Source organism: Embleya hyalina (assembly GCF_003967355.1).
In the GTDB taxonomy this organism is placed as follows: domain Bacteria; phylum Actinomycetota; class Actinomycetes; order Streptomycetales; family Streptomycetaceae; genus Embleya; species Embleya hyalina.
Genome location: NZ_BIFH01000036.1, coordinates 48,799 through 67,047 on the forward strand (window position 1 = coordinate 48,799; position 18,249 = coordinate 67,047).

The window sequence follows — 18,249 nt, forward strand, 5'->3', positions numbered from 1 at the left end:
GCGACCGCACCCCCGAGGCCCGGGGTGTGATGTGGGCGAGGACGGCGCACGATGCGAGGATCACAGGCATGCACGCGACACAGGCCCCCGATCCCGAGCCGTTCGACGCGCTCCTGGTGCTCTCCTTCGGCGGCCCGGACGCCCCCGACGAGGTGCTGCCGTTCCTGGAGAACGTGACCGCGGGACGCGGGGTCCCCCGCGAACGCCTCGAGGAGGCGGCCGGCCACTACGCGCACTTCGGCGGCGCCAGTCCGATCAACGCGCAGAACCGGGCGCTGATCGCGGCCGTCGAGGCCGACCTCGCCGCACACGGGGTGCGGCTGCCCGTCTACTGGGGCAACCGCAACTGGCGCCCCTACCTGGCGGACACCGTGCGCCGGATGGCCGACGACGGGATCGAACGCGCCGCGGTCCTGGTGACCAGCGCCTACGGCTCCTACTCGGGCTGCGCGCAGTACCACGAGGACCTGCTCGCGGCCCGCGCCGAAGTGGGCGAGCGGGCCCCGGTGTTCGACAAGCTGCGGCACTTCTTCAACCACCCGGGCTTCGTCGAGCCGCTGGTGGACCACACGGCGGAGGCGTTGGCGCGGTTGCCCGAGCAGGTCCGGGCCGGCGCCCGCCTGGTGATGGTCACCCACTCGATCCCCACCGTCACCGCGCGCACCGCGGGCCCGGCCGGCAACGCCTACGTCACCCAGCACCGGGAGACCGCGCGCCTGGTCGCCGAGGGCGTCGCGCGCGCGGTCGGCCGCGAACACGACTGGGACCTGGTGTACTCCAGCCGCAGCGGCTCCCCGCGGGTCCCGTGGCTGGAGCCGGACGTCAACGACCACCTCGTCGAGTTGGCCGCGGCCGGGGTGCCCGCCGTCGTGCCGGTGCCGATCGGGTTCCTGTCCGACCACATGGAGGTGGTCTACGACCTCGACGTCGAGGCCGCCGCGACGGCCGCCCGGATCGGCCTGCCGCTGGCCCGGGCCGCGACCACCGGCGCCGACCCCAGGTTCGCCGCCGCCGTGCGCGAACTCGTACTCGAACGGGCCGCGACGGTGCGCGGCGAGGCGCCCGCGCGGTGCGCGCTCGGTGTGCTGGGCGCCGCGCACGACGTGTGCCCGGTCGGCTGCTGTCCCGACCCGCGGGCCCTGCGTCCGCGCCCCGGAGCGTCGGCCGCCGATTCGGAGGCGCCCGCGCGGGCGCCGCGCGGGGCGGCGCTCTCGGACGAGCGCTCCGGCAGGATGGACCCATGACGATCGACACCGCGGAACTCCTGGCCATCGCCCGCGACGCGGCGCGCCACACCGGGGGCTTCCTGCTGCACGAGCGCCCCGCCGACCTCGGCGTCGCGGCGACCAAGAGCAGCCCCACCGACGTGGTCACCGAGATGGACACGGCCGCGGAGAAGCTGATCATCGAACGCATCCGGGCGCATCGACCCCACGACGGCTTCCTCGGCGAGGAGGGCGACGCGAGCGAGGGCAGCAGTGGGGTGCGGTGGGTGATCGACCCGATCGACGGCACCGTCAACTACCTGTACGACCTGCCCGGCTGGTGCGTGTCGATCGCCGCCGAGACCGCCGAGGGCACGCTCTTGGGCGTGGTCGAGGTCCCGGTGGTCGGCGAGACCTTCCACGCCGTGCGCGACGGCGGCGCCTTCCGCAACGGCAAGCCGATCCACTGCCGCCCTGCGGTCCCCTCGGCCCGGGCGCTGGTGGCGACCGGATTCGGCTACACCGTCGAGCGGCGCACCCGACAGGCCGAGGCGATCGCCGCGCTGCTGCCGCGGGTGCGCGACCTGCGCCGGGCGGGTTCGGCCGCGATCGACCTGTGCTCGGTGGCGGCGGGCCGGGTCGACGCCTACTACGAACGCGGTCTGAACCCGTGGGACGTCGCGGCCGGCGCGCTGATCGCCCGCGAGGCCGGCGCCGAGGTGATCGTCGACCTGTGGCCCGAGGCCGACGGCTCGACGATGTGCCTGGCCGCCCCCGCCGGACTGCGCGCGGAGCTACAGACCGCCCTGGCCGCTCTGCACGCGTAGGCCCGCCCGTGCGTGAGGCCCGGATCGGGGTGATCCGGGCCTCACGGGTCTCGGCCGGACAGCCGAACCCCCGGCGTCCGCTGGGGACCTCGCCGGGGGAAACAAGAACGGGTGTGTCTGCTGCTGTACCGCGGTCGTGGCCCTTGTGGCTCAGGCGCTCTCGGGCAGCACCCGCACGCCGTGCTCCGACGCCATCCGCAGAAGATCGTCCAACTCGGACTGCTCGACCTCGACGAGGAAATCGTCACCGGTGTCGCAGGCCTGCTTCAACGCCTGTTCGGTCTCACGTATGCGTCGCAGTACGCCGGCCGTAAATTCGTCCATAAGGCCGCCCCAATGTCACTCGTCGTCGCCGGTTTCGGTTGTCCTACCCCCCGTGCAACGCCGGGGAAACCACCGAAGCGGGCCTTTGCGGCCCCTCGACCGAGGGGTCTGACCAGGGGACTTGTGCGATCCAACGATCGGGTGTCGGACTTTCCGGGGCGTACCGGAATCCTTCCCTCCTTCGGGGGGTCCCGTAACGTCGGCAACCGGACATGTGCGCGGGGGCGGCGCGCCCGCTCGGGTCGGGTCGGGCCCCGCGCACCGGCTTACCGGGGCTTTACCGGGCCGCGAGGGAAGATGGACAACGGATCCATCCCATCTCCATCCCATCTCCACCCTCGAATCCTTCGCGTCCCGCGAATCTTTCGAGTCTTTCGAGCAGGAGGCACAGCCGGTGCGGGTTCTCGTGGTCGAGGACGAGCAGCTTCTGGCGGACGCGGTCGCTACCGGGTTGCGCCGCGAGGCCATGGCCGTCGATGTCGTATACGACGGGGAGGCGGCGCTGGAGCGGATCGCCGTCAACGACTACGACGTGGTGGTGCTCGACCGGGACCTGCCGATCGTGCACGGCGACGACGTGTGCCGGGCGGTCGTGGAAACCGGCATCCCCATGCGGGTACTGATGCTGACCGCCGCCGGCGACGTCAGCGACCGGGTCGAGGGCCTGGAATTGGGCGCCGACGACTACCTGCCCAAGCCGTTCGCGTTCAGCGAGCTGATCGCCCGGGTGCGCGCGCTCGGCCGGCGGGCCGTCTCCCCGCTGCCGCCGGTCCTGGAGCGGGCCGGCATCCGACTCGACCCGAACCGGCGCGAGGTGTTGCGCGAGGGGGTGCCGGTGCACCTGTCGCCCAAGGAGTTCGCCGTCCTCGACGTGCTCATGCGCGCCGACGGCGCGGTGGTCTCGGCCGAGCAACTGCTCGAGAAGGCCTGGGACGAGAACACCGACCCCTTCACCAACGTCGTCCGCGTCACGGTGATGACGCTGCGCCGCAAGCTCGGCGAGCCGCCCGTCATCCTGACGGTGCCCGGCGCCGGATACCGCATTTGAGGACCGCCATGAACGACAGCTCTCGGGCCGTCCCGGCGGAAGCCGGCCCCGCCGCGACCCCGGCCAAGGCCGCACCCCCCGCCCCGACCTCGGGGTCGACCGCGGCACCGGCCCCGGGCGCCTCGACCGCGCCCGCGCCCGCCTCGGCCAAGTCCGCCGCGCCCCGCTCCGGACCGCCGCCGCGCCCGGGTCGGCCGCCCCAGCCGCCGCGTCCCAGCGCGCCGCCGAGCGCGCCGCCCAGGCCCAACCGGGAGCCCGCGCGCGAGGCGGGCCGCGATCCGCAGCGCCCGACCGCCGGCGGTCGGCGGCTGATCCTGGGCCGCGACGCCGACGACGCGGCGGAGATGTCGCGGCTGTCGCGGATGGCCCCCTCGCAGATCCCGGACCTGCTGCGGTCCACCATCAAGATGCGCCTGACCGCGCTGTACGGCGGCATGTTCCTGATCGCCGGGGTGCTCCTGCTCGGCACCGTCTACCTGCTGGTGCGGCAGAGCCTGAACGAGGGCCGGCTGAATCTGAGCCTGGCCCCGAACACCTTGATGACCATCAACGGTGTGCCGATGACGCCCGAGCAGTTCGAGCAGTGGCAGACCCTCCAGCAGATCCACCAGCGCGACGCGGCGTTGAACTCGCTCCTGCAGCAGTCGCTGCTCGCGCTGCTGCTGCTCTCCGTGATCGCCTTCGGCTTCGGCTACGTGATGGCGGGCCGGGTGTTGCGCCCGCTGGGGCGGATCACCTCCATCGCCCGCGAGGTGGCCGGATCCAACCTGCATCGGCGGATCGACCTGGAGGGGCCCGACGACGAGTTCAAGGAGCTGGCCGACACCTTCGACGACATGCTCGACCGGCTCGATCGCTCGCTGGAGTCGCAGCGCAAATTCGTCGCCAACGCCTCGCACGAGCTGCGCACGCCGCTGGCGATCAACCGCACCCTCCTGGAGGTCGCGCTCGGCGATCCGGAGGCGTCCGTCGAGCTCAAACAGCTCGGCAAGACGCTGCTGGCCACCAACGAGCGCAGCGAGGGGCTGATCGAGGGCCTGCTGCTGCTGGCCCGCAGCGACAACGAGCTGACCGAGCGCAAGCCGGTGGACCTGGCCGAGGTGGCCCGCCGCGCGGTGGACCAGACCGGCGCCGAGGCGGCCGACCGCGAGGTGACCCTGCACGACGAGCTGGGTCCGGCCGTGCTCCAGGGCAACGGCGTGTTGCTGGAGCGGGTCGCGATGAACCTGATCCAGAACGCGGTGCGCTACAACCGGGTCGGCGGCACCGTCGACATCTCCACCGAGTCGGGCGCGGGAGTCGCGGTGCTGACCGTGACCAACACCGGGCCGGTGGTGCCCGGCTACGAGGTGGACAACATGTTCGAGCCGTTCCGGCGGCTGCGGACCGAGCGGATCGCCAGCGACAAGGGCGTGGGCCTGGGGTTGTCCATCGTGCGTTCGATCGTGCGCGCGCACGGCGGCTGGATCGAGGTCGAGCCCCGGGAAGAGGGCGGGCTGATGATGCGGATCGGGTTCCCGATCGGCTGATCGCCCTCTCGTCACCGACTGTTTTCGGCCGGCGGCGGCCCGCTGTCGAGGGCCGCCGCGACCGCCCTTGTTCGTACGCACGTACGAGAGTCGGGGATCACATTTCCGTCTGGGGGTGGAACCAACCTACGCTGTCGTAAGTTACGGGAACGTAGGGACGCGTCGTGCGGGCGATGCACAGCGTCGTCCTCCGTGTCTGCCGCTGTACGACGCTGTCTGCCTATGCACTGGAGTGCCGATGAACCTTCTCGCCGCCGCACCGACCGGCCCGCACCTGCTCCGCGAGTTGGAGCAGGTCGTCGCCGTCGAACTCGACCGCCATCTCGCCGTGGCCAAGGAGTGGTTCCCGCACGAGTACGTGCCGTGGAGCGCGGGTCGCGACTTCGACGGCGTACTCGGCGGCGAGGCGTGGACCCCGGAGGAGTCGAGGCTCACCGACGTCGGCCGGATAGCGTTGACGCTGAACCTGCTGACCGAGGACAACCTGCCCAGCTACCACTACGAGATCGCGGCGATGTTCGGCCGCGACGGCGCCTGGGGCACGTGGGTGCACCGGTGGACGGCCGAGGAGGGCCGGCACGGCATCGCGATCCGCGACTACCTGATGGCCGCCCGGGCGGTGGACCCGGTCGCGCTGGAGCGCTCGCGGATGGAACACATGGAGGCCGGCTACCAGGGCGACCACATGGACAATCCGCTGCACGTGATCGCCTACGTGACCTTCCAGGAGCTGGCCACCCGGGTCTCGCACCGCAACTCGGGCCGCACCTGCGGCGACCCGATCGCCGAGCAGCTGCTCGCGAAGGTGGCGACCGACGAGAACCTGCACATGGTCTTCTACCGGAACCTGCTCAGGGCCGCCTTCGAGATCGCGCCGGATCAGGCGATGCGCGCGGTGACCGACATGGTCACCGACTTCCGGATGCCCGGACACGGGATCAGCGGCTTCGAGCGCGCGGCGGTCAAGCTCGCCGTGGGCGGCGTGTACAACCTGCCGATCCACCAGAACGACGTGCTCCTGCCGGTGCTGCGCAACCTCAAGGTGATGGAGCGCACCGACCTGGGCCCGGAGGGCGAGAAGGCCCGCGAGGAGCTCGCGGTGTTCCTGGGCGGCCTGAACACCCAGGCGACCCGCTTCGAGGAGCGCCGACTGGCCCTGGAGGCCCGCAAGGCGGCCAACCGCGTCTGACCGGCACCACGACGCGCGACGGGCCCGCCGCCTCCCGATCGGAGGCGACGGGCCCGTCGTACGCGGTGCCCGGGTCGACCCCGGACCGACGTCGCGCGCGATGCCCGGGTCAGCGCTTGCGGGCCGCGCCGAGGGCCTCCTTGAAGCCGACCTTGCCGCCCATCCGCAACACCGCGCCCTCGTACATCCGGGCCGCGAGCCGGACCAGCCCCACCAGCGCGAGCAGCGCGAGCGCGAAGGCGACCAGGTTCTCCACCACCGACACCTCGTCCGCGGCGGTCATCGCCGGCTGGAGCATCGCCGAGAACGGCGGGACGTAGGCCAGTACGTGGGCGATCGTGCCGCCCTTCTGCCCGAGGAAGACGGCGGCCAGGAACGAGCCGATCAGCAGCGAGGTCATCGGCGTGATCACGTTCTGCAGATCCTCCTGGCGGGACACCCGCGCCGCCGCCGCGGCGAACATGCACGCGTAGAGCGCGTAGCCCACCACGAACCACAGCAGCACCAGCGCCACCGGATAGATCATCGCCCCGGTCAACTCGACGCTGCCCAGCGCGGACGCCGCGGCCAGTCCGACCACCGCGGTGACCAGCATCTGCAACAGCCCGAGCAGGCCGATCCCGAGGACCTTGCCGGTCAGCAGCGCCCGGGCGGGCACGGTGGCCAGCAGGATCTCCACGATCCGGCTCGACTTCTCCTCCACCACACCGCTGGCCACCCACATGCAGAAGACCATCAACATGCCGTAGAGCACCAAAGTGCCGACGAAGGCGATGCCCTTGCGTGTGTCGCGCTGGTCGGCGTCGGGATCCAGCGTGGTCTTGGGCATCGGCCGGATCGCCGACGCCTCATTCACCGCGCCCGGGTCGATGCCCCGCGCGCTCAGCCGCAGATCGCGCTCCACGGTGGCCCAGGCGCTCTGCAGCACGGCCGCCAGCGGGTCGGACAGCTTGGTGTCCACCAGGATCCGGCCGTTGTCCACGACCGCGTCCAGCCCGCCGTCGGCCAGCGCCTTCTCCGCCGCCGCGCGGTCGGCCACCGTGCCCACGCGCACGTCCACATCGAGCAGCGCCGCCTGGCGCTCGGCGGTCTGCGCCAACTGCGTCTGCTGCGGACCGAGGAAGGCCACGTCGTACTTGTCCGAGCCGCCGCCGAGCGCGGCCGGGATGGCCACCGAGGCGAGCAGGATCACCAGCATGACGCCCACCGAGATCTGGAAACCCCGATCCCGGATGCGCTCGGTGAACTCGCGGCGCGCGACCAACCGCACGGCGGACCAAAACGTGCTGCCACCGGTGCTCACGCGCCGACCTCCGATTCCCTGCCGGCCGCCGGGTCCGAACCCGCCGGCTCGCCCGCCCGCGGCTTCGCGACCGGCGGCTCGCCGGCCTCCGCGTCCGTGCCCTCGCCGTTGACCACCTCGCGGAAGAGTTCGGCGAGGGAGGGGGCGGCGGGGGCGAACGCGAGCACCCGGCCCGCCGCCCGGCCCGCGTCGAGCAGTGCCTGCTCGCTCGTCCCCGGAAGCAGTTCGACCAGCACCGCGTCCTCCTCGGCCGGGCCGAGCACCCGCACGCCGGGCAGCGCGTCCGCCCAGCCCGCCGGCGCCCCCGCGACACGCACCCGATAGCGCACCGCGCGATCGTCGCCGCGCAATTCGGCCACCGTGCCGGAGGCGTGCATGCGCCCGCCGTTGATGATCCCGACCGCGTCGCACAACGACTCGACGAGTTCGAGCTGATGGCTGGAGAAGACCACCGAGGCCCCCGCCGCGGTGCGCTCGCGCAGCACGCCCGCCATCACGTCCACACCGACCGGGTCCAGGCCGGAGAACGGCTCGTCCAGGACCAGCAGCTCCGGCTCGTGCACCAGCGCGGCGGCCAGCTGCACACGCTGCTGATTGCCCAGCGACAGCGTCTCCAGCCGGTCCCCGGGAGCGCCCGTCACCCGCAGCCGGGTCAACCAGTGCGCGGCCGACGCCTGCGCCTCGGTCCGCGACATCCCGTGCAGCTCGGCCAGGTAGACCAGCTGGTCCCGGATGCGCATCTTCGGATACAGGCCGCGCTCCTCCGGCATGTATCCCCAACGTCGTCGCACCTTGCGGTCGACCGGGGCGCCCCGCCAGCGGATCTCGCCACGATCGGCCGCCAACACGCCCAGCGCGATGCGCATGGTCGTGGTCTTGCCCGCCCCGTTGGTGCCGACGAATCCGAACATCTGGCCCGGCTGTACGGTCAGCGAGAGGTTGTCGAGGACAACCTTCGCGCCGAACCGCTTGTCCAGGCCGGCCAACTCGAGCACGTATCTCCCCGTATGGTTTCAACCCCCCGTGTCGCACTTATATACGGGTCGATCCGGGCATTCAAACCGGCGCCCGCGTGTGCGATCGGACACATCCGGTCAGCGTGGGCCGGCGGTCGCGGATCAGTCCAGACGGCGCAGGTCGCGGCGGAAACGGCGGCCGTTCTCGACGTAGCTGCGCACCGCCTCCGCGAACGCGCCGGGCGCGACCGCGTTCTCCCGAATCCTCGCCGGCACCCCGAGCGCCATCGCGTAGGACGGCACCTCGATCCGATTTCCGACCACCGCACCCGCTCCCACCAGGGCACCCGTGCGCACCACGGCCTGATGCATGACCACCGCGCCGTTGCCGACCAGGCAACGATCCTCGATCACGCAGCCCTCCAAATGCACAATGTGACCGATCACGCACTCGTCGCCCACTACCGTCGGCCACGGCGCCGTGGTGTGCAGGACGCACCCGTCCTGTACCGACGTGCGCTCGCCGATCACGATCCGGCCGTGGTCCGCGCGCAATACGGCACCCGGCCACACCGTAGAATCCGCGCCGATCTCCACGCTGCCGATCACGACCGCGTCCGGGTGCACATACGCATCGGGGTGCACCTTGGGTACTTGATCACCCAGCGCGTAGACCGTCACGATTCCTCCTGGTTGTGCAGGGCGGTACGGGGTTACAGTGGCCCCCCATCCAACCAAGTCACCTCTTTGGGGGTTCGGTTGGGTGTCGATTGCGTAACGAGCCTTGATGTAAGGCAAAATCTGCGCTTCGGGTCGGGCACAACTCCGGCCCCTCGCGCGTTACGTGCGCTGAAGGCATCGTCCAATGAAGGTTCAGGGGCGGTGCCTGCACGACTGAGCACCGCAGATCCACCCGGAGGGGGAGAGGTACATGGCAACCGACTACGACACCCCGCGTAAGACCGACGACGACATCAACGAAGACAGCATCGAGGAGCTGAAGGCTCGGCGCGTGGACAAGTCGGCCGGTTCGGTCGACGTCGACGAGTTCGAGCAGGCCGAGTCTCTCGAGCTTCCCGGCGCGGACCTCTCCAATGAGGAGCTGTCCGTCCGGGTCGTCCCGAAGCAGGCCGACGAGTTCACCTGCTCCAGCTGCTTCCTGGTGCACCACCGCAGCCAGCTGGCCAAGGAGAAGGACGGCCAGCCGATCTGCAGCGACTGCGCCTGACCGTGTTCGGTCGAGGACGACCGGCGATGAACGGCAACCCTGCACACGCCACACGGGTACCGGCAGGAGTTGGACCGTCGACGTTCGCCGAGCGTCCTTGAACACGAGGACACGACACGGGGCACGAAAGACACCGAAGAGCACGCATGACGTACGAAGTCGAACGTCCGCCGGCACAGGGCGGGCGTTCTTGACTGTCGGCGCCGGTCCGGATCGAGCCCCCGCGGCTCGATCGAGCCGGACCGGGCCCGCCCGCGGCCGGGTCAGGCGCGGGCGCGCAGCGCGGCCACCACGTCGACCAGACGCTGGGGGTTGCGCGAGGACAGGTAGAGGTAGGGCGTCGGATCGGCCGGGTCGACGACCTCGATCCGAGCCGCCCCCGGGATGTAGGCGCGCAGCAGCATGAACGCGCGAGGGTCGGCGTTCTCCATCCGCAACGAGCGCGCCTGCTCGGGGTCGAGCGCGACACCCGCGCCGAGCGCGCTCAGCGGCACCCGCGCGCGCCCCGCGCACACCTCGGTCTCGGTCACGGTGATCCGCGCCGAGCCGTAGGCGCCGGTGGCCCACGCGGTCAGCGCGCCCAGGACCAGGGCGAGCACGATGGTCGGCACGATCCCGAAGGCCAGGCCCACCAGCCCGCCCGAGACGCCCATGAGCACGGTCAGGGCCCACCACGAGGCCGGCACGCCGAGTCGTTCGCTGTACGCCTGCATGGCCCCAAGCCTGTCATGGGCGGCCCGCGGGTTTCAGCGGGGGCCGTGCCGCCGGGTCAACCGGGCGAGGGCGCGGGTGACCCGCTCCGGGGGCGTACGCAGGCCCGTCGCCACTCCTTTGGCGTAATCCGAAAGTGCGGTCGGGGCCAGCAGGTCCAGCGCCGCCCCGGCCCGGGCGTCGTTGCCCACCAGGTAGCGCGGGCGCGGCCGGGGCACGCTCAACGCGGTGCGCACCGCGTGCGCCACCGGAGCCGGGTCGGGCAACGTCTTGGCCCGCCGCAACACCTCGTCGGCGACCTCGTAGGAGTCGTGGTACGCCGACGTCTTGCGCGGCGGCATCCGGGCCATGCTCCGCTCCCAGATGTCGGTGCCGAAGCTGCCCGGCTCGATCAGCACCACCTTCACGCCGAAACCGGCGGTCTCGATCCGCAGCGCGTTCGAGATCGCCGCCAGACCCTGCTTGCTCGCGCAGTACCAGCCCACGAAGGGCGAGGAGACCCGGCCGGAGATCGAGGAGATGTTGACGATGCGCCCGTCCCGGCGACGGCGCATCTGCGGCAGGACCAGGCGCGCGATCCGCGCGGGGGCGACCAGGTTGGTCTCCAACTGCGCGCGGACCCCCTCGTCGTCCACGTCCTCGATCGCGCCGGGCTGGGCGATGCCGGCGTTGTTGACCACCGCCCACGGGCCGCCGTCGGTCATCTGGGCGATCTCGGTGAAGGCCCGCACCGTCGAGGTGGCGTCGGCGACGTCGAGCAGGACCGTCCGCACGCCCACCTCGGCCCGCTCGGCGCTCTCGCGCAGACGCTCGGCCTTCTCCCGGGTCCGGGCGGTGCCGATCACGTCGAACCCGGATCCGGCCAGTTCCAGGGCGACGGCCAGGCCGATCCCACCGGTCGCCCCGGTGACGACCACACTCTTGGTCATGCGCTTCCTTCCGTCCCGCGACCCTCCCGGGCCGCGGCGCTCGAGGCCCCCGAGCCTCTGCGCAGGTGTCGGTCGGAACGACGGTAGTGTCCTTCGGCGTGAGTCGACCAACATCCCTGACCCCGCCTCCGGAAGCGGTGGTGCCCCAGCCCCACCCGGACGCCCCGTCGCCCGGCACCGAACTGGGCGAGCACTACAGCGACTGCTTCGGCTGCGGCGAGGCCGCCCCGGGCGGGCTGCGCCTTCGTACGCGCGCCGGCGAGGGCGTATCCGTGGACGCCGAGTTCACCGTCACCTCCCAGCACCAAGGCGCCCCGGGCCTGGCCCACGGCGGGCTGCTGACCTGCGCGTTCGACGAGGCGCTCGGGGCGATCGGATACATGCTGCACACCACGGCGGTGACCGGACACCTGGAGACGGACTTCCGCCGCCCGGTGCCGGTGGGCAGCACCCTGTACATCCACGCCTGGTGCGAGGCGGTGGCCGGCCGCAAGATCTACTCGCGTGCGGTGGGCCGGCTCGACGCCGCGGACGGGCCGATCGCGGTCGAGGCGGCCGCGCTGTTCGTCAGCGTCGGACTCGAGCATTTCGTCGACAATGGACGTGCGGAGGATGTACGGCGCGTCCTGGACAACCCCGACCTGATCAAGGCCGGCCGAGCGTTCGAGGTGAACCCGTGAGCACGAGTGTGGACGTCCTGGTGCGCCGGCTCGACCCCGCGTTGCCGCTGCCCGCCTACGAGCACCCCGGCGACGCCGGCGCCGACCTGGTGACCGCGCAGGACGCGGAGATCGCCCCCGGCGAGCGGGTGGTGCTGCCCACGGGCATCGCGATCGCGCTCCCCGACGGCTACGCCGCGTTCGTGCATCCGCGCTCGGGACTCGCCGCGCGGTGCGGAGTATCGCTGGTGAACGCCCCGGGCACCGTCGATGCGGGATACCGTGGCGAAATCAAGGTTGTCGTGGTCAATCACGACCTGCGTACGCCGGTCGTCTTCCGACGCGGCGACCGCATCGCCCAACTCGTGATCCAACGGGTCGAGCGAGCGGGGTTCCACGAGGTCGCCGAACTGCCCGGTTCCGGGCGGGGCGAAGGCGGCTTCGGTTCCACCGGCGGGCACGCGGCGGTCGGCGTTTCGAGCGCCGGCGCGGCGGGCAGCGCGGGCATCGTGCAACACTCGGCTTCCGACAGGGAAGGACTGTGACGTGTTCGGTCGTCGCCGACGCAGCGAAAAGGATGATCTGCCCGTCGAGGAGCGCGAAGACCTCGACGACATCATCGAGGACGAGGACGATGCGGACGAGGCGCCCGACGCCGGAACCGCAGCGGACTCCGACGACGCGGACCTCGACGAGCTGAGTCGACCGGTCCCGCCCGCGCCCCGGCCGGACGGACCGTGGGACGTCGACGAGCTCGAGGATCCGCACGAGGATCGCATCGACCTCGGCGGGATGCTGATCCCGGCCGATCCGCGGATGGAACTGCGGGTCGAGGTCTCCAACGACATGATCATCGCGGCCACCGTGGTGCTGGAGGACAGCGGCCTGCAACTGCAGGCGTTCGCCGCCCCGCGCAACGAGAGCATCTGGCACGAGGTGCGCGCCGAGATCGCCTCCGGCATCACCCAGCAGGGTGGCGTCGTGGACGAGCAGGACGCGGGCCTGGGCTGGGAACTGCGCGCCCAGGTGCCGGTCCAGCTCCCCGACGGCACGCAGGGCCACCAGCTGGTCCGGTTCGTCGGCTGCGACGGTCCGCGCTGGTTCCTGCGCGGGGTGATCTCCGGCCGGGCCGCGGTGGATCCCGCCGTGGGCGCCGACCTGGAGGGCATGTTCCGCGACACCGTCGTGGTCCGCGGCAACGACCCGATGGCGCCGCGCGACCCGATCCTGCTGCGCCTGCCGGAGAACGCCCAGGTGGACCCGAACAGCGGGCTCGCGGTGCCGCAGCAGGGCGCCGAGGAGAACCGCTTCGCGGGCGACCTGGACCCCTTCCAGCGCGGCCCGGAGATCACCGAGGTGCGCTAGCCCCACCGTTCCACCGCTGTACCCCGAGGACACCGAAGCCCGGTTCCGCCGAAAGGCGGGACCGGGCTTCGTGCGTGTGCGGTTCCGGGTACCCGCGAATCTTGATGTCAAGGGCGCGTCAAGAAGGCATATAAGCACGTTAGGGCGCCGCCAACGCTTTCGGTTTTGCCCCTTTTATGGTGACTTTTGACGGCTTGGAACTGCTATCAATGAGCTCGCCACGGGCGATCAAGCGCCCGTCCGTCCCAAGGAGTACCCGCGATGGCTGATCTGGCCTTCGTATGCCTGACGATCGCGTTCTTCGCACTGGTCGTCGTGATCGCCAAGGGGGTGGCGAAGCTGTGAACGCGGACAGCATCGTCGGCCTGAGCGTCGCCATCGCCCTGCTCGGCTACCTGGTCCTGGCCCTGATCTTCCCCGAGAGGTTCTAGGTGAGCGTCACGCTCGCGGGGATACTCCAGCTGTCCCTGCTGATAGCCGTCCTGGCCGCGGTACATCGCCCCTTCGGCGACTACATGGCCCGCGTGTACTCCAGCGACGAACACCTGCGCGGCGAGCGCGTCCTGTACAAGCTGATCGGCGCCGATCCGAACGCCGAACAGCGCTGGACCGTCTACCTGCGCAGCGTGCTCGGGTTCTCCATGTTCTCCCTGCTCGGGCTCTACGCCCTGCAGCGGTTCCAGGACCACCTGCCGTTCGACCTCGGGATGAAGCCGATCACCCCGGATCAGGCGTTCAACACCGCGGCGTCGTTCACGGCCAACACGAACTGGCAGTCGTACTCCGGTGAGACCGCCATGGGTCACACGGTCCAGATGGTCGGCCTGACCGTGCAGAACTTCGTGTCGGCCGCCGTGGGCATGGCCGTGGCGATCGCCCTGGTGCGTGGATTCGTCCGGGTCCGCTCGGGTGAGATCGGCAACTTCTGGGTCGACCTGATCCGCGGTTCGATCCGGATCCTGCTGCCCATCGCGATCATCGGCACGATCGTGCTCGTCGCGTCCGGCACGATCCAGAACCTCTCCGACCCGCACACCGTGCAGACGTTGTCGGGCGGGACGCAGACCATCCCCGGTGGTCCGGTGGCCTCGCAGGAGGTGATCAAGGAGCTGGGCACCAACGGTGGCGGCTTCTTCAACGCCAACTCGGCGCACCCGTTCGAGAACCCGAACGCGTTCACCAACCTGTTCGAGATCTTCCTGATCCTGGTCATCCCGTTCTCCATGCCGCGCGCCTTCGGCCGGCTCGTGGGCAACCTCAAGCAGGGCTACGCGATCCTCGCCGCGATGTTCGTGATCTGGTTCGCCGCGGTCTGCCTGATGTGGTGGACCGAGGCGCACGGCAACGGCGCCGGACCGGAACTGGCCGGCGGCGCGATGGAGGGCAAGGAACAGCGGTTCGGCATCCCCGGCTCGTCGGTCTTCGCGGTCTCCACCACGATGACCTCCACCGGCGCGGTCAACTCGTTCCACTCCTCGTTCACCGGCCTCGGCGGCGGCATCACGATGCTGGGCATGATGCTCGGCGAGATCACGCCCGGCGGTGTCGGCTCGGGCCTGTACGGGATCCTGATCATGGCGATCCTGGCGGTCTTCGTGGCCGGTCTGATGGTCGGCCGCACGCCCGAATACCTGGGCAAGAAGATCGGCGCCGGCGAGATGAAGCTGGTCGCGATGTACATCCTCGTGGTGCCGGCGACCATCCTGACCTTCACCGGCATCGCCATCGCGCTGCCCGGCGAACAGGCGGCGATCCTCAACTCCGATTCGCCACACGGCATCTCGGAGGTGCTGTACGCGTTCACCTCGGGGGCGAACAACAACGGCAGCGCGTTCGCCGGGCTCGGCGCGAACACCGAGTTCTACAACACGATGATCGGGTTGGCCATGCTGATCGGCCGCTTCGTACCGATCGCGCTGGTACTCGCCCTGGCCGGTCGACTCGCCGAACAAAAGAGCGTCCCCGACACCGCGGGCACCCTGCAGACGCACAAGCCCCTGTTCGTGGGCCAACTCGTCGGCGTGATCCTGATCATCACCGGCCTCACCTTCTTCCCCGCCCTGGCTCTCGGGCCGCTTGCCGAGGGATTGGCATGACAGACACCGCAATACGCCCCACCGACGAACACGTCGACACCCCCACCGGCTCCGGCCGGGTCTCGGCCGGCCTGTTCGAACCCCGTCAACTGCTGAAGTCGCTGCCCGGCGCGCTGCGCAAGCTCGACCCGCGGATCATGGTCCACACCCCGGTCATGTTCGTGGTCGAGATCGGCTCGGTGATCACCACCGTCATGGCGATCAAGGACCCGAGCACCTTCGCCTGGCTGGTCGCCGTCTGGCTGTGGCTGACCGTGGTGTTCGCCAACCTGGCCGAGGCCGTCGCCGAAGGGCGCGGCAAGGCGCAGGCGGACACGCTGCGCAAGGCCAAGACCGACACGGTCGCCCGGCGCCTGGTCGACGGCCGTGAGGAGCGGGTCGCGGCCACCGAATTGGCCATCGGCGACCTGGTGGTCTGCGAGGCCGGCGACGTCATCCCCGGTGACGGCGACGTCGTCGACGGTGTCGCGAGTGTGGACGAGTCGGCGATCACCGGCGAGTCCGCGCCGGTGATCCGCGAGTCGGGCGGTGACCGCTCGGCGGTCACCGGCGGCACGAAGGTGCTGTCGGACCGGATCGTCGTCAAGATCACCACCGAGCCCGGCAAGACCTTCATCGACCGGATGATCGCCCTCGTCGAGGGCGCCGCCCGGCAGAAGACGCCGAACGAGATCGCGCTCGACATCCTGCTCGCGTCGCTGACGATCATCTTCCTGTTCGCGGTCGTCACGCTGCAGCCGATGGCGATGTACGCGCACGCCGAGCAGTCGATGATCATCCTGGTCGCGCTGCTGGTCTGCCTGATCCCGACCACCATCGGGGCGCTGTTGTCGGCGATCGGCATCGCCGGCATGGACCGACTGGTGCAGCGCAACGTGCTGGCCATGTCGGGACGCGCGGTGGAGGCGGCGGGCGACGTGTCGACGCTGCTGCTCGACAAGACCGGCACGATCACGCTGGGCAACCGGCAGGCGTCGGAGTTCGTCCCCGTGGACGGGGTCGAGGAGGCGGAACTGGCCGACGCGGCACAACTGTCCTCGCTCGCCGACGAGACGCCCGAGGGGCGCTCGATCGTGGTGCTGGCCAAGGAGCGGTACGGGCTGCGCGAGCGGCACCAGGGCGAACTCGCCCACGCCGAGTGGATCGCGTTCACCGCGCAGACCCGGATGTCGGGTGTGGACCTGAGCGACGAGCGCGGCGTGCGCATGGTCCGCAAGGGCGCCGCCTCCGCGATCAACGCCTGGGTGTCCGAACGCGGCGGCAACGTCCCCGCCCGATCCGGCGAACTGGTCGACGCCATCTCCGCCGCCGGCGGCACCCCGCTCCTGGTCGCGGTCGAGGACACCGAGGGCGCCCGGATCCTGGGCGTCATCCACCTCAAGGACGTGGTCAAGGAGGGCATGCGCGAGCGGTTCGACGAACTGCGCCGGATGGGCATCCGCACGGTGATGATCACCGGCGACAACCCGCTGACCGCCAAGGCGATCGCGGACGAGGCCGGCGTGGACGACTTCCTCGCCGAGGCCACCCCCGAGGACAAGCTCGCGCTGATCAAGCGCGAGCAGGCCGGCGGCAAGCTGGTCGCGATGACCGGCGACGGCACCAACGACGCGCCGGCGCTGGCCCAAGCCGACGTCGGTGTGGCGATGAACACCGGTACGTCGGCGGCCAAAGAGGCCGGGAACATGGTCGACCTCGACTCGAACCCGACCAAGCTGATCGAGATCGTGGGGATCGGCAAGCAGTTGCTGATCACGCGCGGCGCGCTGACCACGTTCTCCATCGCCAACGACGTCGCGAAGTACTTCGCGATCATCCCGGCCATGTTCGCGAGCATCAAGGGCGCCGAGGCCCTGGGTCCGCTGGACAAGCTCAACATCATGCAGCTCGCCACCCCCGAGTCGGCGATCATCTCGGCGGTCGTCTTCAACGCCCTGATCATCGTCGCCCTGATCCCGCTGGCCCTGCGCGGTGTGCGCTACCGGCCGATGTCGGCCGACAAGTTGCTCGCCCGCAACCTGCGGATCTACGGCCTCGGCGGACTGATCGCCCCGTTCGTCGGGATCAAGATCATCGACCTGCTCGTCTCGCTCATCCCCGGAATCGGTTGATTCAGATGGCCACCAACTTCAGTACCCGCGTCCGCGTCCTGGGCGCGGCCCTGCGCGCCTTCCTCGTGCTCACCGTGCTCCTGGGCATCCTGTATCCGCTGTCGATGACCGGGATCGCCCAGGCGCTGTTCAAGGACAACGCCGACGGGTCGATGGTCGCGGTCGGCGGCCGGAACGTCGGCTCCAGCCTGATCGGCCAGTCCTTCGACCTCGTCGACGCCCAGGGCAACCCGCGCAAGTTCGACGCGGACGGCCGCGAGGTGCTGGCGACCGCGGACGGCGCCGGATACACCTACCTCCAGGGCGGCGGCGCGCTGACCGCCGAGCAGGCGGCGGGCGTCGGCACGCTGCCCGACCCGAAGTGGTTCCAGCCGCGTCCGTCGGCCGCCAACTACGACGGCCTCGGCTCGGGCGCGTCCAACTACGGCCCCGAGAACCCGACCTTCGTCAAGCTCGTCGCCGACCGCAAGGCACAGGTCGCCAAGTTCAACGGCGTCGGCGAGGACCGGGTCCCCGTGGACGCGGTCACCGCGAGCGGATCCGGCCTGGACCCGCACATCTCCAGGGCGTACGCGCTGATCCAGGTCGAGCGGGTGGCCAAGGAGCGCGGCGGCCTGGACGTGGCCGAGGTGCGCGCGTTGGTCGACAAGCACGAGGACGGTCGTAACATCGGCTTCCTCGGCCAGGAGCGGGTGAACGTGCTGGAGCTCAACATCGCCCTCGCCAAGCTCGCCCGCTGACGAGGCGGACACGATGTTCGCGGGTCGGA

General features: G+C 70.7%; 19 protein-coding genes. 13 read left to right on the plus strand and 6 right to left on the minus strand.

All coding sequences use genetic code 11. The features are described 5' to 3' along the window. Positions 1 to 68: 68 nt before the first annotated feature. Positions 69 to 1,244, plus strand: coding sequence for a ferrochelatase (locus EMA17_RS37870; protein ID WP_126641745.1), 1,176 nt, complete (start codon positions 69 to 71; stop codon positions 1,242 to 1,244). Then, the gene (locus EMA17_RS37875; protein WP_126641746.1) at positions 1,241 to 2,032 is read left to right on the plus strand and encodes an inositol monophosphatase family protein; all 792 of its coding nucleotides are present in this window, start codon (positions 1,241 to 1,243) and stop codon (positions 2,030 to 2,032) included. The genes EMA17_RS37870 and EMA17_RS37875 overlap by 4 nt, the downstream gene beginning before the upstream one ends. A 150-nt stretch (positions 2,033 to 2,182) precedes the next feature. Here EMA17_RS37875 and EMA17_RS52745 read toward each other — a convergent pair whose 3' ends face one another. Then, the gene (locus EMA17_RS52745; RefSeq protein WP_020555845.1) at positions 2,183 to 2,356 is read right to left on the minus strand and encodes a hypothetical protein; all 174 of its coding nucleotides are present in this window, start codon (positions 2,354 to 2,356) and stop codon (positions 2,183 to 2,185) included. A gap of 394 nt (positions 2,357 to 2,750) precedes the next feature. Between EMA17_RS52745 and EMA17_RS37880 the strand changes: the two genes are divergently transcribed. The 3 genes from EMA17_RS37880 to EMA17_RS37890 all read left to right on the plus strand — a co-directional run bounded on the left by EMA17_RS37880 (position 2,751) and on the right by EMA17_RS37890 (position 6,122). Further along, positions 2,751 to 3,404, plus strand: a complete 654-nt coding sequence (locus EMA17_RS37880; protein ID WP_020555846.1) for a response regulator transcription factor — start codon at positions 2,751 to 2,753, stop codon at positions 3,402 to 3,404. Positions 3,405 to 3,412: 8 nt separating this feature from the next. Then, positions 3,413 to 4,933, plus strand: coding sequence for a sensor histidine kinase (locus tag EMA17_RS37885; RefSeq protein WP_126641747.1), 1,521 nt, complete (start codon positions 3,413 to 3,415; stop codon positions 4,931 to 4,933). Positions 4,934 to 5,171: 238 nt separating this feature from the next. Further along, positions 5,172 to 6,122 carry an acyl-ACP desaturase gene (locus tag EMA17_RS37890; protein WP_126641748.1) on the plus strand — a complete coding sequence of 317 codons (951 nt, stop codon included), beginning with the start codon at positions 5,172 to 5,174 and terminating at the stop codon, positions 6,120 to 6,122. A gap of 109 nt (positions 6,123 to 6,231) precedes the next feature. Here EMA17_RS37890 and EMA17_RS37895 read toward each other — a convergent pair whose 3' ends face one another. From EMA17_RS37895 to EMA17_RS37905, 3 genes are all read right to left on the minus strand, one after another. Next, the gene (locus EMA17_RS37895; protein ID WP_160161716.1) at positions 6,232 to 7,425 is read right to left on the minus strand and encodes an ABC transporter permease; all 1,194 of its coding nucleotides are present in this window, start codon (positions 7,423 to 7,425) and stop codon (positions 6,232 to 6,234) included. After that, positions 7,422 to 8,420, minus strand: coding sequence for an ABC transporter ATP-binding protein (locus EMA17_RS37900; RefSeq protein WP_126641750.1), 999 nt, complete (start codon positions 8,418 to 8,420; stop codon positions 7,422 to 7,424). Before EMA17_RS37900 ends, EMA17_RS37895 begins: the two co-directional genes overlap by 4 nt. A 123-nt stretch (positions 8,421 to 8,543) precedes the next feature. Continuing rightward, on the minus strand, positions 8,544 to 9,062 hold the full coding sequence (locus tag EMA17_RS37905; RefSeq protein WP_170222329.1) for a gamma carbonic anhydrase family protein: 519 nt from the start codon (positions 9,060 to 9,062) through the stop codon (positions 8,544 to 8,546). A 250-nt stretch (positions 9,063 to 9,312) separates the two neighbouring features. Here EMA17_RS37905 and EMA17_RS37910 point away from each other — a divergent pair, with 250 nt between their 5' ends. Beyond that, positions 9,313 to 9,609 (plus strand): DUF4193 domain-containing protein, encoded by a 297-nt coding sequence (locus EMA17_RS37910; protein ID WP_078974949.1) that lies wholly within the window; start codon positions 9,313 to 9,315, stop codon positions 9,607 to 9,609. Positions 9,610 to 9,872: 263 nt separating this feature from the next. On the opposite strand, the gene EMA17_RS37915 is transcribed toward EMA17_RS37910, so the two are convergent. Continuing rightward, positions 9,873 to 10,322 (minus strand): DUF3093 domain-containing protein, encoded by a 450-nt coding sequence (locus EMA17_RS37915; protein WP_126641751.1) that lies wholly within the window; start codon positions 10,320 to 10,322, stop codon positions 9,873 to 9,875. Positions 10,323 to 10,355: 33 nt separating this feature from the next. Then, entirely contained in the window at positions 10,356 to 11,249 is an 894-nt protein-coding gene (locus EMA17_RS37920) for an SDR family oxidoreductase (RefSeq protein WP_126641752.1), read from the minus strand. 98 nt (positions 11,250 to 11,347) lie between these two features. Here EMA17_RS37920 and EMA17_RS37925 point away from each other — a divergent pair, with 98 nt between their 5' ends. The 7 genes from EMA17_RS37925 (at position 11,348) to EMA17_RS37955 (ending at position 18,220) form a co-directional block, all read left to right on the plus strand. Continuing rightward, positions 11,348 to 11,929, plus strand: a complete 582-nt coding sequence (locus EMA17_RS37925) for a PaaI family thioesterase (protein WP_170222330.1) — start codon at positions 11,348 to 11,350, stop codon at positions 11,927 to 11,929. Further along, entirely contained in the window at positions 11,926 to 12,453 is a 528-nt protein-coding gene (gene dut / locus EMA17_RS37930; RefSeq protein WP_126641753.1) for a dUTP diphosphatase, read from the plus strand. The genes EMA17_RS37925 and dut overlap by 4 nt, the downstream gene beginning before the upstream one ends. Position 12,454: 1 nt before the next feature. Next, positions 12,455 to 13,273: a DUF3710 domain-containing protein gene (locus tag EMA17_RS37935; RefSeq protein WP_126641754.1), complete on the plus strand. Its 819-nt coding sequence runs from the start codon at positions 12,455 to 12,457 to the stop codon at positions 13,271 to 13,273. Positions 13,274 to 13,614: 341 nt separating this feature from the next. Next, positions 13,615 to 13,704 carry a K(+)-transporting ATPase subunit F gene (kdpF, locus tag EMA17_RS37940; protein ID WP_020555859.1) on the plus strand — a complete coding sequence of 30 codons (90 nt, stop codon included), beginning with the start codon at positions 13,615 to 13,617 and terminating at the stop codon, positions 13,702 to 13,704. Beyond that, positions 13,705 to 15,369, plus strand: coding sequence for a potassium-transporting ATPase subunit KdpA (gene kdpA, locus EMA17_RS37945; protein WP_126641755.1), 1,665 nt, complete (start codon positions 13,705 to 13,707; stop codon positions 15,367 to 15,369). It begins immediately after the preceding gene. Then, entirely contained in the window at positions 15,366 to 17,480 is a 2,115-nt protein-coding gene (gene kdpB, locus EMA17_RS37950) for a potassium-transporting ATPase subunit KdpB (protein WP_126641756.1), read from the plus strand. The genes kdpA and kdpB overlap by 4 nt, the downstream gene beginning before the upstream one ends. Positions 17,481 to 17,485: 5 nt before the next feature. Further along, positions 17,486 to 18,220, plus strand: a complete 735-nt coding sequence (locus EMA17_RS37955) for a potassium-transporting ATPase subunit C (RefSeq protein WP_126641757.1) — start codon at positions 17,486 to 17,488, stop codon at positions 18,218 to 18,220. Positions 18,221 to 18,249 lie beyond the last annotated feature (29 nt).